Raw genomic sequence first — 13535 nt, 5'->3', positions numbered from 1 at the left:
AACTTTCAAAGGGTTTTTAATAAAACTGGTAATGTTTATTCTTGGGTTTACTCTTGATAAGCTTACCTGATTAACTAGCAACTTGAATTAATTAACCTAATCCTCAATTACACATTCCTAATTCCCTACTCTTTCAATCGCTTCACTTATTTTATCTTCCGTTGCGCATAAACTTATCCTGATATAATTATCGCCGCTATTCCCAAAAATGCCGCCCGGCGTAATAAATACATTGCTTTCATATAAAACTTTATCGCTTAAAGCATAACCATTTTCAAAACCTGCAGGAATTTTTGCCCACATAAACATGCCCGACTGATTTTTGGAATAATCGCAATGCAATGCATCGAGCAGTTCATAAACTTTTTCACGTCTTTTTCCATAAACCGCATTAATGCTTTCATACCAGTCTTTCCCTAACGATAAAGCTTTGGCCGCAGCCAGCTGAACCGGCAGAAACATGCCGCTATCCATGTTACTCTTAAAACGCAGTACTTCGCTTATCCTTTCTTTATTTCCACATAAAACACCCACGCGCCAGCCTGCCATATTTTGCGCTTTGCTTAAAGAATTTAATTCAAGCGCAACATCTTTAGCGCCTTCAACACTTAAAATGCTTAAAGGCTCATCATTCAGAATAAAACTGTAAGGGTTATCGTGGCAAATAAGAATATTGTGCTTTTTGCCAAATGCAATTAACTGTTCAAATAGTTTTATCGAAGCGGGTTGGCCTGTCGGCATTTGCGGGTAATTAACCCACATTAATTTTACTTTCGATAAATCATTTTTTTCAAGTGCATCAAAATCAGGATAATAATTGTTTGCTTCCTTTAATTCATAATCAATACAAATACCGCCGGCAAGTTGTATGGCGCTTCTGTAAGTGGGATAACCGGGATTTGGAACCAACACTTTATCGCCATCATTCAAATAAGTCATGCAGATATGCATAATGCCTTCTTTGCTGCCTATGAGCGGCAGTATTTCTGTGTCAGCATCTAAATTGGTTTTATACCATTGCTGGTACCAGTTGGCAAAAGCATTACGTAAAACAGGCGAACCTTTATAGCTTTGGTAACCATGCACATTTGGTTTTGTGCTTTCTTCCTGCAATGTTTTAATAACATCAGGATGCGGCGGCATGTCAGGGCTGCCAATACCGAGGTTAATAATATTTTTTCCCTGTTTGTTCAGTGCATCTATCTCTCTTAGTTTTTGTGAGAAATAATATTCATGCACACTGTTTAAACGTGCTGCGGTTGTAATCATAATTATTTTAGTTTACCGTTTTTGTAAACGCCATAAATCTTTAAGTGTTCAATAACAGGCTTTATTTCTTCTATCACTTTTTCAAATTGCTGAAGGTTTTCAAATTCAAGGTCTGCATGAAAACTGTATTTGAAATTGGTGCCAGGAATAGGAAAACTTTGCAGCTTGCTGAGGTTAACATCGGTATCAGCAATCCTTGTTAGCACTTTTGCCAGGCTGCCTTTTGAATTATCTGTATGAAAGTTTATTGATGCTTTGTTTGCGTTTTCAACAGGCTGGGAAAAATCTGAATGCTGCAATACAAGAAACCGGGTGTAATTATTTCTTAGTGTATGAATGTGCGGGGCAATTATTTTAAGATCGAATAATTCTGCGGCCAGCTTGCTTGCAATAGCGGCAATATGTTTGCTTTTATGCTGATAGATATGTTTGGCGCTTAATGCCGTATCTTCTGTTTCAATCAGCTTCCAGTTATACTTATCTAAATATGCAAAACATTGCTGCAAGGCCATGGGATGGGAGTGCACTTCTTTTATATCTTCCAGTTCAACATGCTTGTTAACCATGAGGTTTTGGTCAATCTGCAGATACACTTCGCCTATAATGGTAAGGTTGCTTTTTTGAAGAAGGTTATAATTAGCTAAAATGCTGCCGGCGATAGAATTTTCAATTGCCATAACGGCCCTCGTGCTTTCATTTTTAACCGAGGCTTTTTTTATAAGCTCATTAAAAGTGGCGCATGGATTTACCCCTATTTCTTTTCCTAAAAATTTTATGGCAGCGGCCTGGTGAAAGCTGCCTTCGTAGCCCTGGATGTAAACTTCATGTTTCATTCGTGCAAGTTTGTTTTTTTAATGGCCTTCCGGAACGCCCTGATATGCATTTCCATGTGTGAAATTTTATATAGGCGTTTCATAATAAAAAATCCCGGCCTTTTGTAGCCGGGATTCATAAATGTATTTCGTGTACACATATTACCCGGCTATTCCTTTAAAATAAAAGAAGTAGAAAAAGGTATATGTGATAGTCTTTTGCATTTTGGGGCACAAAAGTAACAGTAAGAAATTATTCATCAAATTTTTAAAACAGAAATATTTTAATGGCCGAAAAGAAAAAAGCCCTTCCGTGGAAACGGAACGGCCTCTAACGATTGCTTGCCATATGAAAAACGATCAGGCTAAACATTCCGGCGCAAGCATACCACCTCAACTCTGAACATGCTTGTTTAGCTTTTAACGAATTTAATTAATGAGTAGAATCAGATAAAGTAGTATCTACAGGAGCCATCATAGATGTATCCGGTGTAGCTACAGATGTATCAGCAGGAGCTACAGTTGTTGTATCTTCTGTAGTTTCAGTAGTGCTAGTGCTGTTGCAAGCTGCAAAAGTACCGATAGCTAAAACAACCAATAATTTTTTCATGTGTTTGTGTTTTTTGTGATGTAATTTTTGTTTTAATACCCAAATGCAACATAGGTAACCCATGTTTTTAAAATTTTTTTTCCGGAAACTTGCAGCAATATTTGGGTTACTTTTACTTTAATCAGGTATTAAACTACACACGGCGTGAAGGGCGATTCGAACGAACAATTATTATTAAAAGCACTGGCAAACAACGATTCTAAAGCCGCAGAAACCATATACAAAGACAACTTTAACATGGTTCTTGCCTTTATTATTAATAACAACGGAACTTATGACGAAGCAAGGGATATTTTTCAGGAAGCGATGATAACGCTCTATCAAAAAGCTAAATCTGAATCGTTCGTACTTACCAGCCAGCTTAAAACTTATATTTATTCCGTAAGCCGCAGGCTTTGGTTAAAAAGACTTCAGCAATTGGGTAAGACAACCAATGGCGTTGAAAATTTTGACTCCGTAGCAGTTGATGAAGACATTGAAATTCATGAGAGGAGAGATGCTGAACTTGGTATAATGCACAGGGCTTTGAACAGTTTGGGAGAACCCTGTAAAAGTTTGCTCGAAGCATTTTATATAGAAAGAAAGAGCATGGATGAGATTGCATTATTATTTGGTTACACAAATGCTGACAATGCAAAAAATCAAAAATATAAATGCCTTATGCGTTTGAAAAAATTATTCTTTTCCCAGTATAATATAGGCGAGTGATGGAAGATATACTTTTACTTAATTCAATAGAACGTTACCTGGAAGGCCGCATGCTTCCAGACGAAAAAAAGTTTTTTGAAGAGTTGCGCACAAGCAACCCGGCTATAGACCAGATGGTGGTAGAGCACAAATTATTCCTGCACCAGATGGATGAATATGCCGATGTAAAACATTTTAAAGAGTCTCTTCACACTATTCACTCAAAACTTTCTATAACCGGCGAGATCAGGAATAGTGAAGAACCGGAAGGTGTTACCGGCAAAGTAGTTCAGTTATGGCACCGTTATAAAAAGGTAACTGCTATTGCAGCTTCTATTGCCTGCATCACAGCCCTGTTCATCAGCGCACTGGCCATGTACTTTTCACCTGCCGCCAATAAAACCCAACTGGAGCGTTTAAGCAGGGATATTGCGGAAATAAAAAAATCGCAAATACAAACCAATAATGCACTGAAAGAAGTTGCCGATACAAAAATTCCCAAAGGTGCCATTGTAAAATCCGGCGGCACAGCTTTTTTAATTGATGGCAAAGGATTTTTGGTTACCAATGCCCACGTACTGGATGGAAGCGGCGCTATTGTTACGGATAAAGACGGGCATGAATACAAATCAAAGATTGTTTCCATAGATCATTCAAAAGATTTGGCTGTTTTGCAGATTGTTGACAATGATTATAAAACAGTAAAGAATTTGCCGTATTCAATTCGCCGCGGCCAGCCTGATTTAGGTGAAGAGCTTTTTACACTGGGCTATCCCCGCGAAGAAATTGTTTGTGGTGTTGGTTACCTCAGTGCCAAAACAGGTTATAAAGGTGATACATCAAGCTGCCAGCTTTCCCTTACCGTCAGCCCTGGTAATTCCGGTGCGCCTGTATTCAGCAAAAACGGAGAAATAATAGGCATTATAACAACAAGACAGTCCCAAACAGAAGATGTTGTTTTTGCACTAAAGGCAAATAATATTTACAGTATGATTGACAGCCTGAAATCGCAGGATACTTCGCTCAAAAGACTAAAAATGCCTTCAGGTACTTCATTAAAAAATATGGACAGGGTAAGCCAGATAAAGAAAGCTGAGGATTATGTTTTTCTTATCAAAACATATAAATAGATAAAATAATTAAAGCAACCTTTGAATTAAAAATCCCGCTTTTGGCGGGATTTTTATTTTAGAATAAATAGGCTACGGGCTTACCTTTTTATTGTTTCCATAAATTATCCGGGTATTCGCCTTTTTCTACAAGGTGCGTAACAGATGCTTTTACAACTGGCGCATCTTCTTTATACGTTACGCCAAACCATTTTGCAGATGTTACAATTACTTCAACACGCCCTTTGCCTGACTTTATGAAATAATCAGTCATGGTTGGAATTAAAAACTCGGCTTTAAGGCTTTGGCTGTTCTTAGCTAAAAATTCTTTAAACTGTTCTTCACACAAATCAATAATGCCCGGTGCGTAACAAAAGAAATTCATGCTCACCTTGGTATCTTCCGGTAATTCTGTTAAGCCACCTTCTTCATCTTCATAAATAATGGCATCGCCTTTCTTATAAATTTTAAGGCATTCTTTAATGCCTGCCATTTCATGTTTTTCATTTTCTGAGATAACGCCGCGGCTCACGCTTCCATGCTCGCTTAATGTATTGGGCAATTCATAACCAATTAAAGCGTAGGTTTTTTCATTGCAGCGGGTTTGTAAAAAATCAAATGCTTTCCTGAAAGAATCTTTACCATAAAAATCATCTGCATTAATTAAAGCAAAAGGTTCTTTTATCTTGCCTTTACAGCAAAGCACGGCATGCGCAGTGCCCCAGGGCTTTACCCTTTCGGGGTTAATATTGTATCCTTCGGTGAAACTGGTAAGTTCCTGGTATACATAATCAACTTCTATTTTACCTTCTAATTTAGGTTCAATAATACTTTTAAAATTGTCAGCAAAATCTTTTCTGATGATAAAAACCACCCTTGTAAAGCCTGCTTCAATGGCGTCATAAATTGAATACTCCATTATTGTTTCGCCCGATGGCCCAAATCCTTCTATTTGCTTCATGCTTCCATAACGGCTTGCCATTCCTGCTGCTAAAATTACCAGTGTTGATTGCATAGATATTGATATTATTTAGGGTTGCGAAACTAATAAATTCAGCTTAAACTATGCCATTGATTTAGATTGAAGCATCCGGCAGCAACTTCCCTATATTTGTTTAACTAATGACTGTTCGTATGAATAATATTAATTCCGGTGAAACATGGATGAAGGGTTTATTGAATGAGAAACAGGCACGCTTTGATAAAATAAAAGAAGGCGGCGGAAAAAAATCCATTGAAAAACAAAGGCAAAAAAACAAACTTACTGCACGGGAAAGAGTTGATTATTTAATTGATAACAACAAACCTTTTATTGAAATAGGCGCATTTGCCGGTTATGAAATGTATGGCGAACAGGGTGGCTGTCCCGCCGGTGGCACTGTGGCGGGCATTGGTTATGTGAGCGGCAGGCAATGTGTTATTGTGGCCAACGATCAAACTGTGAAAGCAGGTGCATGGTTTCCTATAACTGGCAAGAAAAACCTGCGTATGCAGGAAATAGCTATGGAAAACCATCTGCCTGTTATTTATCTTGTTGACAGCGCTGGTGTTTATCTTCCCATGCAGGACGAAATTTTCCCCGATAAAGAACATTTTGGCCGTGTGTTTCGCAACAATGCACAAATGAGCGCCATGGGGATTACGCAAATAGCGGCAGTGCTTGGAGCCTGCGTCGCCGGCGGCGCATACCTGCCAATTATGAGTGATGAAACTTTAATGGTTGAAGGTAACGGCAGCATATTTTTAGCAGGCTCCTATCTTGTTAAAGCGGCTATTGGCGAAGATATTGATGTGGAAACGCTGGGGGGTGCAGAAACGCATAATGCTATAAGCGGTATTGCTGATTATAAGTGTGCAACGGAACACGAATGTCTCGACAAAATAAAAGCCATCATCAGTAAACTGGGCAGGCCTGTATTTGCCGGTTTTGACCGTGTTGAATCAATTTCTCCTGCAAGGAATGTAAAAGATATTTACACAATCATGCATGCAAATAATACCAGGCCTTATGACGTGGCTGAAATTATTGAATGTATTGTTGATGCGGGCAGTTTCAGCCAGTTTAAAGAAGAGTATGGTAAAACCATTGTTTGTGGTTATGCAAGAATTGACGGGTGGGCCGTTGGCATCGTGGCCAACCAGCGGCTGATTGTAAAAACAAGGAAAGGTGAAATGCAGATGGGCGGTGTTATTTATAATGACAGTGCAGATAAAGCGGCGCGCTTTATTCTTAACTGCAATCAGAAAAAAATCCCTTTGGTCTTTCTGCAGGATGTAACCGGCTTTATGGTAGGCAGCCGCAGCGAACATGCTGGCATAATTAAAGATGGCGCCAAGCTGGTAAATGCCGTTGCCAATTCTGTTGTGCCTAAGTTTACCTTTATTACCGGCAACAGTTATGGCGCGGGCAATTATGCCATGTGCGGCAAGGCTTACGATCCGCGTTTTATATATGCCTGGCCGGGTGCAAAAATTGCGGTAATGGGTGGGGACCAGGCTGCAAAAACTTTATTGCAAATACAGGTTGCAGGAAGGGATGTAAGTAAAGAAGAGCAGCAGCAATTGCTTGACCAGATAAAATCCCGCTATGATAAACAAACCACGCCTTATTATGCTGCAGCCCGCCTTTGGGTTGATGATATAATTGACCCGGCTGATACCAGGAAACTGATAAGCGAAGGCATTGCCGCGGCCAATCATAACCCTGATATAAAGGAATTTAAAACAGGCGTGTTCCAGGTATAAAATAATGTGCCCTGAAACAATATTGTGATGAGTTGTCAATGGTGAATGGTGAGTAAAAAATGCGGAATACACGCTTCAAGATTGACGTTTCATCACCCACCACCCACCTGAAATATAATCAACATTTGTATTACTCCTTTTTAGTGCTGTCGCCTTTTTGATTGTTATATTGTTTGTTGGTGCCCGTATTAGGTGTGGCTTCAGTGCCGCTTATGGTATCTGTTCCTATCACATTAGATGAATCAGGCGTTGGAATCCGCTGGCGCTGGTCGTTATGATAATCCATGGCATCGCTGGCAGGATTGGTTGTTGTACTATCACCAACGCCGGGGCTTGTGCTCTCCGTAGAAGATGAGTTATTGCTGCATGCGCCTGCAAAGAAAATGCTTGCTAAAACCGGCAGAAGAAATTTTACTTTCATAATATTGTTCTTATAGTTAAAAAATGTGGATAAAATGCCTTGTTTTCAACATCTAACAACAATTCGCAAAAACTGTGACGAATCCTGCTTTTAATTGGGAAAAGCCCTTAATTTTTCTTAAATTTGCACGCTAAATTTTTAGATATAACGATTATTTTTCTCTCTTACTTTTTATGAACGAACAACAGCAGGATTCCCCATCTCAGGCAAATTATGGTGCAGAAAGTATTCAGGTTTTAGAAGGTTTGGAAGCAGTGCGTAAAAGGCCTGCCATGTATATTGGAGATGTAGGCGTAAAAGGCTTGCATCACCTGGTATATGAAGTGGTGGATAACTCCATTGATGAAGCCCTGGCCGGTTATTGTAAGAATATTATTGTAACCATACATGAAGACAACAGCATAAGCGTGCAGGATGATGGCCGCGGTATTCCCACAGGTATTATGGCCAAGGAAAAACGCAGTGCGCTTGAAGTGGTAATGACAGTGCTGCATGCGGGTGGTAAATTCAACAAAGACACTTATAAAGTTTCGGGCGGTTTGCATGGCGTAGGGGTAAGCTGCGTAAATGCTTTAAGTACCCGGCTGCATGCTACCGTTGAAAGGAATGGGAAAATATATGAGCAGGAATATCATACAGGTATCCCTCAATATGCCGTAAGGGAGATTGGCGAATCTGAAAAAACAGGCACACGTATTCATTTCTGGCCTGATACAACAATCTTTCAAGCCACTGTTTATAACAGGGATATCCTGGAAAGCCGCCTGCGGGAATTGGGTTATTTGAATAAACGCATCAACATTGTTTTAAATGACCTGCGTGAACGCGATGAGAATGGCAACACGTATTCAAAGATTTTTTACAGCGAAGGCGGTATAGTGGAATTTGTGGAAATGCTCGACCGCAGCGGCAAGCGCAATTCGCTTTTGCCAAAAACATTATACGTAGAAGGTTTTGATGAAGCCAGCAATGTGGCGGTTGAAGTGGCGCTTACCTATAACGACGATTTTAAAGAGCATATTTTTTCTTACGTAAATAATATCAACACCATTGAAGGCGGAACGCATGTTTCCGGTTTTCGTACGGCCATAACCCGCGTGTTTAAAACTTATGGCGATAAGAACGGTTTGTTTGAAAAAGCAAAAGTGGAAGTGGAAAGCGATGACTTTCGCGAAGGCTTAAGCGCTATTGTTTCCGTAAAAGTACCGGAGCCGCAGTTTGAAGGCCAAACCAAAACCAAGCTTGGTAACAGTGAAGTAAGCGGTATTGTTCAAACAACGGTGGCAAGGGCATTGGAAGCTTATCTTGAAGAAAATCCAAGGGAAGCCAAGAATATTGTAAGTAAAGTTGTGCTGGCGGCGCAGGCCCGTGTGGCTGCCCGAAAAGCGCGTGAACTGGTGCAGCGTAAAACGGTTTTAAGTGGCAGCGGTTTGCCGGGTAAACTGGCCGATTGCAGCAGCCGTGATCCTGAAAAATGTGAGCTTTACCTGGTTGAGGGCGACAGTGCCGGTGGCACGGCCAAACAGGGCCGCGACAGGACTTTCCAGGCTATTTTGCCTTTGCGCGGTAAAATATTGAACGTGGAAAAAGCAATGGAGCATAAGATTTATGAGAACGAAGAAATCCGCAATATTTTCACAGCAATGGGCGTAACCATTGGCACGCCGGAAGATCCTAAGGCATTGAACACGGCAAAGCTTCGTTATCATAAACTCATTATTATGACCGATGCCGATGTGGATGGTTCGCACATCGCAACATTGATCCTCACATTCATTTTCCGTTATATGAAAGAACTGGTGGAGCAGGGTTATGTTTATATTGCCCAGCCGCCGCTTTACCTTGTTAAAAAAGGAAAAGAGCAGGAATACGCTTTTGATGAAGAACAACGGAGATTATGGGTAGAGAAATTAAGCAACGGGAGGGAAGACAGCGTGCATGTGCAGCGTTACAAAGGTTTGGGTGAAATGAATGCAGAACAGTTATGGGAAACCACTATGGATCCTGCAAGGCGCACCCTGAAAAAAGTAACCATTGAAAGCCTGGCCAATGCCGATGAAGTGTTCAGCATGCTAATGGGTGATGAGGTGGCGCCGCGCCGCAGCTTTATTGAAAGCCACGCTAAGTATGCGAAGATTGATATTTAGGAAATGCTCTGTATTTATATGAGACGAAAGTACAAGTGGGCTATTTTATTTTCTTTGCTTACCATTCCATTATTGGTTATCGCAATATTCTTTGCAGGCGCAGGGCATGGAAGTTATGCGCCCGCAATATTTTTATTTCCTTTTTGCTTAATTAGTCTTCCGTTAGTTGGTCAAATTACAGCGCCATTTATTGTAATGGCAATACTTCAATATCCTATTTACGGATTTATATTAGATGCCTTTAAGCGTTCTGAAAAATACAAAGAAGTTATTTATCTTATTCTATTTACGCACATTGCATTAGCTATTACAATAGCCTGTTGGACAGGCGGAAGATAGATTTTTAAATACTTCAATTCCGCGCCTTTGTTGGTGTTGTCACCAACAAAGGTTCATCCACGATAATGTGATAAAAAACCAAAATCATCAATTCCTGAATAATAGAATTTAGCCGATGAATATTTATATTCTTCCGGATATTGTGCCAGGTACCAGGGATGTTTGCAGGGATTATCATGAATATAATTCAGCTTTTGAAGAAAAACTTTTTCAGTCCACAGGTCAATGCTTAATGAATTGCGTTCCCATATTTGGTAGGTTCTGTCTTTAGCTTTTACTAAAAAATCATTCAGCATTTTATTTCTTTCATCCATCATTCTGAACTTCATTTGCTGTGCTGTAAATTTTAAAAAACGTTGCTGTATTTTATCCTGTACATAGCCATCCTGTATTTGCCATATCATGTGAATATGGTTGGGCATAATAACAAATGCGTAAATAACAATGCTGCCTTCTTTATGTAAAAATTGCAGGCTGCTGATGATAATATTTTTAAATGCATCATCCTGTAATAAATGCTTCCATTCTAAAATGGTTGCGGTGATGAATTGGGGGTGATAGGCTGAATTGTATTTCATTTGTGGAAGGTACAAATCTAAGCGAAGTTTTTGCCGTTTAACTGGAACGGATGCCTTTGTTGGTCTTCTGACCAACAAATTCGAGATGATGGCTTCATTTATTAAATCCCTTGTTGGTGACAACACCAACAAGGGCGAAGCTTTCATTTTCTGAATTTGCAGGTCTGAAACCTCCTGTAGAAAACACAACGGCTTTTTTTACGAGTTTATCTTTTATTTCCTGGATTGTCATTTTGAAAGCATTTATATAAATGTATATAAACATCTTTCTAATTATTGCTTTCTCGAATGATGATGGCTTCGTTTATTAAATCCCTTGTTGGTGACAACACCAACAAGGGCGGAGTATCGTCGTTTGCATCCTCTCGGCTTTTGCAAAAATAACACTTAAAATTATTTGGAATTACAGACAGTACCTTGCGCCAGATGGGGGAATTCAAAATATCGAACTTATTTGAGATATTAGCATTTGAGCTTTCTGCTTCCAATTTGAATCAGATTTTGATATGCAATATTGACCTTTTTGATATTCTGAAAAAGTATCAGGAATAATAGCTATTGCAGTGTCACCTATAAAATAGCCTTTTATTATTGCACCTTGAGTTGGGTGTCCTTCATGATTGAAATCTGCTTCCAAGGTTCCATACTTAATTGAAAATACTATTTGATTTTGTTTATCTCTCACCTCGAACATTGTGTCATTTTGTAAAGGATATCTCAGTGCATTTTCTTTGAATACAGTCCAATGATTGAACTCGATAGTTCCTAAAGTTTCTTCATTTTGTAATCTTTTAAATTCTGTTGAAATATAAAGCCTGTTATCTTTTAATCCCATTATAATATTAGCATTACTGCAATCTTTTTTTGCTGTTTTTAATATATCTACCCCATTATATAAATATTTAATTGGAAAGTAAACTACACGATCTGCTATTTCAACATAAATGTCCTGATTTGGATGGAAGTCTATAACATGAATGCCACTTACTTTAAGAAGATTTTTTTTATTGATCTCATTGAAATTAGGAGAGTTTTCAGCAAGATATACATCTAGACCTTCATCAGTTTTTACTTGTGGCTTTTTTACAAAAGGTGGTTTTAAGTTCCCTTGCCAGATTGTTTCTTCGTCAGCTTTTTCTTTATCTGATTTAAACCACTCACTTTTTATTGTGATCCAACTTGCTAATCCTCCTAAGACCAGGATAATTGCACTAATGATTAATTTACTTTTTTTAAAAAAGCTTTTAAAACTATTTTCATTTTCCTTTATTGATTCAACCTTTTTTTGAATGATAGGTAACTTATTTTTTTTCGTGTTTTTCTTTCTTGCCATTTAAAAATTATAAGTAATTCCTTAAAATTATTAATTAATCTAATTCCTTAAATCCTTAGTGTTCAGCATTTCGCCTTCGTTAGTATTCTTCACCAACGAAATAATTCAAAAGAACAACAAGAAACAGCACAATATTGTTTTCAATCCCCACTCTTCTTCATCCCCAGTGTCCTTTCCATAAACTTTTCAATCGCCTGTTGCACATCCAGTAAATCTTTCGATTTTACATAACTGCCCATTACATGGTTGCCCACATTTGGCATCGCTGTTTTTACTTTCTTATCAGAACCTAATTTATCAAACATCTTCAGCATGGCGGGCACATTTACAACGCTATCCTGGTGCACATCATCTTTATAATAATACAGCATTAATACAGGCTGCTTCACTTTTTCAAAAGTTGATTTATTCATGGTGGTTTCAATCAACTCCTGCAATTGCGTTGCAGCTTCCAAAGGATATTGCTGGTACCAGTATTGCTTATAAACAGCGCTTGTATCTTTTGCCGTTACATAATGGCTGCCGGTAAGGGTGCGTGCAATTTGCAATCCCCAGTGATTGTTTAAAAGAGAGGAGCGGCTGTCGAAGATGGCAATGTTGGGCGACATCATTACCAGCGCATACACATCGTTTGGATAATCTGCTGCTAATTTTAAAGCCAGCGTACCGCCGGTGGAAGTGCTCATTAAAATTACTTTGCTGCCTAATTGTTTGCCTATTTCCAAAGCCTGTTTGGCGCTTTCCCATAATTTTTCCGGCGTGAGGTTTATCATGGGCTGCGTTGTGTCAATGCCATGCTCTGCCAAACGGCTTAAATACAAATTGCAGCCAAACTCTTTTGCAATATTGGTATGAATGGGCCGGCCTTCTTCCTGGCTTGCAGAAAAACCATGCAGGTACACAATAGCATATTCTGTTTTTGTTTTGGCCGAATCAAACCAAACGATCCTTGCTTCATTACCGGGTTTAATTTTATGCAGTGCTTCATTGCTGTCAATATAATGTTCAAGCGCTGCGGTATTGGAAGGAACTGCCGGTAATGTTGCTGAATATACCGGCGTTGCAGGATGCGGGCCAAATTGGTAAACGATTACAAGAATTATAAAAACAATAAGCAGGATTTTAAACCATTTTTTTTTGAACATAAGCCGGGCTTTGTATGCAGTAAATTTATAAACGAATGTCTGAACTTTGCATGATGAATCCGCAAACAGGTAAATGGATAATTGTTGCAGGCATTATAATCGTGATCATTGGCGTGCTTATTTATTTCTTTTATGATAAGCTGAACTGGCTGGGAAAACTGCCTGGTGATATTCGTATTGAAAAAGAAAACTTCCGTTTTTATTTTCCTGTTGTTACCATGATCATCATTAGTATTGTGCTTACCATTCTTATCAACATCTTTAAAAAATTCTTTTAAAATAGCGGTTGATGTTTTCAAACAGCTATCTTTAACGCAGTTAACATTGCTGCTGCTTTATT

14 protein-coding genes are annotated in these 13535 nt (G+C 38.9%); 6 read left to right on the top strand and 8 right to left on the bottom strand.

Translation table 11 applies throughout. The annotated features are described in order from the left end of the window. Positions 1-117: 117 nt before the first annotated feature. From BM015_RS18615 to BM015_RS21630, 3 genes are all read right to left on the bottom strand, one after another. Positions 118-1269, bottom strand: coding sequence for a pyridoxal phosphate-dependent aminotransferase (locus BM015_RS18615; protein ID WP_090662359.1), 1152 nt, complete (start codon positions 1267-1269; stop codon positions 118-120). A gap of 2 nt (positions 1270-1271) precedes the next feature. After that, the gene (locus tag BM015_RS18610) at positions 1272-2102 is read right to left on the bottom strand and encodes a prephenate dehydratase (protein ID WP_090662358.1); all 831 of its coding nucleotides are present in this window, start codon (positions 2100-2102) and stop codon (positions 1272-1274) included. Between the two features lie 412 nt (positions 2103-2514). Beyond that, a complete protein-coding gene (locus BM015_RS21630) occupies positions 2515-2691 on the bottom strand; it encodes a hypothetical protein (protein ID WP_177191958.1) in 177 nt (58 codons plus the stop codon). A 144-nt stretch (positions 2692-2835) separates the two neighbouring features. Between BM015_RS21630 and BM015_RS18600 the strand changes: the two genes are divergently transcribed. Continuing rightward, positions 2836-3399: an RNA polymerase sigma factor gene (locus tag BM015_RS18600; RefSeq protein ID WP_090662353.1), complete on the top strand. Its 564-nt coding sequence runs from the start codon at positions 2836-2838 to the stop codon at positions 3397-3399. After that, positions 3399-4508: a S1 family peptidase gene (locus tag BM015_RS18595; protein ID WP_245751495.1), complete on the top strand. Its 1110-nt coding sequence runs from the start codon at positions 3399-3401 to the stop codon at positions 4506-4508. The genes BM015_RS18600 and BM015_RS18595 overlap by 1 nt, the downstream gene beginning before the upstream one ends. 88 nt (positions 4509-4596) lie before the next feature. Here BM015_RS18595 and BM015_RS18590 read toward each other — a convergent pair whose 3' ends face one another. Beyond that, the gene (locus BM015_RS18590; protein ID WP_090662349.1) at positions 4597-5502 is read right to left on the bottom strand and encodes a sugar phosphate nucleotidyltransferase; all 906 of its coding nucleotides are present in this window, start codon (positions 5500-5502) and stop codon (positions 4597-4599) included. Positions 5503-5621: 119 nt separating this feature from the next. On the opposite strand from BM015_RS18590, the gene BM015_RS18585 reads away from it, so the two are divergent. Continuing rightward, complete coding sequence (locus BM015_RS18585; RefSeq protein WP_218148555.1) at positions 5622-7232, top strand: acyl-CoA carboxylase subunit beta; 1611 nt, start codon at positions 5622-5624, stop codon at positions 7230-7232. Positions 7233-7362: 130 nt separating this feature from the next. Here the strand turns inward: BM015_RS18585 and BM015_RS18580 are convergent, their stop codons facing one another. Further along, positions 7363-7653 carry a hypothetical protein gene (locus tag BM015_RS18580; RefSeq protein ID WP_090662345.1) on the bottom strand — a complete coding sequence of 97 codons (291 nt, stop codon included), beginning with the start codon at positions 7651-7653 and terminating at the stop codon, positions 7363-7365. Positions 7654-7826: 173 nt separating this feature from the next. On the opposite strand from BM015_RS18580, the gene gyrB reads away from it, so the two are divergent. Continuing rightward, positions 7827-9800 carry a DNA topoisomerase (ATP-hydrolyzing) subunit B gene (gyrB, locus tag BM015_RS18575; protein ID WP_090662343.1) on the top strand — a complete coding sequence of 658 codons (1974 nt, stop codon included), beginning with the start codon at positions 7827-7829 and terminating at the stop codon, positions 9798-9800. 18 nt (positions 9801-9818) lie between these two features. After that, complete coding sequence (locus tag BM015_RS18570; RefSeq protein WP_143075922.1) at positions 9819-10139, top strand: hypothetical protein; 321 nt, start codon at positions 9819-9821, stop codon at positions 10137-10139. Between the two features lie 53 nt (positions 10140-10192). On the opposite strand, the gene BM015_RS18565 is transcribed toward BM015_RS18570, so the two are convergent. From BM015_RS18565 to BM015_RS18555, 3 genes are all read right to left on the bottom strand, one after another. After that, positions 10193-10717 carry a transposase gene (locus BM015_RS18565; protein ID WP_090662340.1) on the bottom strand — a complete coding sequence of 175 codons (525 nt, stop codon included), beginning with the start codon at positions 10715-10717 and terminating at the stop codon, positions 10193-10195. Between the two features lie 436 nt (positions 10718-11153). Then, a complete protein-coding gene (locus tag BM015_RS18560; RefSeq protein WP_090662338.1) occupies positions 11154-12050 on the bottom strand; it encodes a hypothetical protein in 897 nt (298 codons plus the stop codon). A gap of 140 nt (positions 12051-12190) precedes the next feature. Beyond that, complete coding sequence (locus BM015_RS18555) at positions 12191-13195, bottom strand: alpha/beta hydrolase (protein ID WP_090662336.1); 1005 nt, start codon at positions 13193-13195, stop codon at positions 12191-12193. 35 nt (positions 13196-13230) lie between these two features. Between BM015_RS18555 and BM015_RS18550 the strand changes: the two genes are divergently transcribed. Next, positions 13231-13473, top strand: coding sequence for a DUF2905 domain-containing protein (locus BM015_RS18550; RefSeq protein ID WP_245751493.1), 243 nt, complete (start codon positions 13231-13233; stop codon positions 13471-13473). Positions 13474-13535 lie beyond the last annotated feature (62 nt).

Origin of the sequence: Parafilimonas terrae, assembly GCF_900115755.1 — a bacterium.
Taxonomy (GTDB): domain Bacteria; phylum Bacteroidota; class Bacteroidia; order Chitinophagales; family Chitinophagaceae; genus Parafilimonas; species Parafilimonas terrae.
This window is presented reverse-complemented; position numbering and strand designations above follow the sequence as displayed.

Coding starts and splice junctions, on each gene's coding strand:
- BM015_RS18615 (WP_090662359.1), bottom strand. CDS start 1,269: ATGATTACAACCGCAGCACGTTTAAACAGTGTGCATGAATATTATTTC.
- BM015_RS18610 (WP_090662358.1), bottom strand. CDS start 2,102: ATGAAACATGAAGTTTACATCCAGGGCTACGAAGGCAGCTTTCACCAG.
- BM015_RS21630 (WP_177191958.1), bottom strand. CDS start 2,691: ATGAAAAAATTATTGGTTGTTTTAGCTATCGGTACTTTTGCAGCTTGC.
- BM015_RS18595 (WP_245751495.1), top strand. CDS start 3,399: ATGGAAGATATACTTTTACTTAATTCAATAGAACGTTACCTGGAAGGC.
- BM015_RS18590 (WP_090662349.1), bottom strand. CDS start 5,502: ATGCAATCAACACTGGTAATTTTAGCAGCAGGAATGGCAAGCCGTTAT.
- BM015_RS18585 (WP_218148555.1), top strand. CDS start 5,622: ATGAATAATATTAATTCCGGTGAAACATGGATGAAGGGTTTATTGAAT.
- BM015_RS18580 (WP_090662345.1), bottom strand. CDS start 7,653: ATGAAAGTAAAATTTCTTCTGCCGGTTTTAGCAAGCATTTTCTTTGCA.
- gyrB (WP_090662343.1), top strand. CDS start 7,827: ATGAACGAACAACAGCAGGATTCCCCATCTCAGGCAAATTATGGTGCA.
- BM015_RS18570 (WP_143075922.1), top strand. CDS start 9,819: ATGAGACGAAAGTACAAGTGGGCTATTTTATTTTCTTTGCTTACCATT.
- BM015_RS18565 (WP_090662340.1), bottom strand. CDS start 10,717: ATGAAATACAATTCAGCCTATCACCCCCAATTCATCACCGCAACCATT.
- BM015_RS18560 (WP_090662338.1), bottom strand. CDS start 12,050: ATGGCAAGAAAGAAAAACACGAAAAAAAATAAGTTACCTATCATTCAA.
- BM015_RS18555 (WP_090662336.1), bottom strand. CDS start 13,195: ATGTTCAAAAAAAAATGGTTTAAAATCCTGCTTATTGTTTTTATAATT.
- BM015_RS18550 (WP_245751493.1), top strand. CDS start 13,231: ATGTCTGAACTTTGCATGATGAATCCGCAAACAGGTAAATGGATAATT.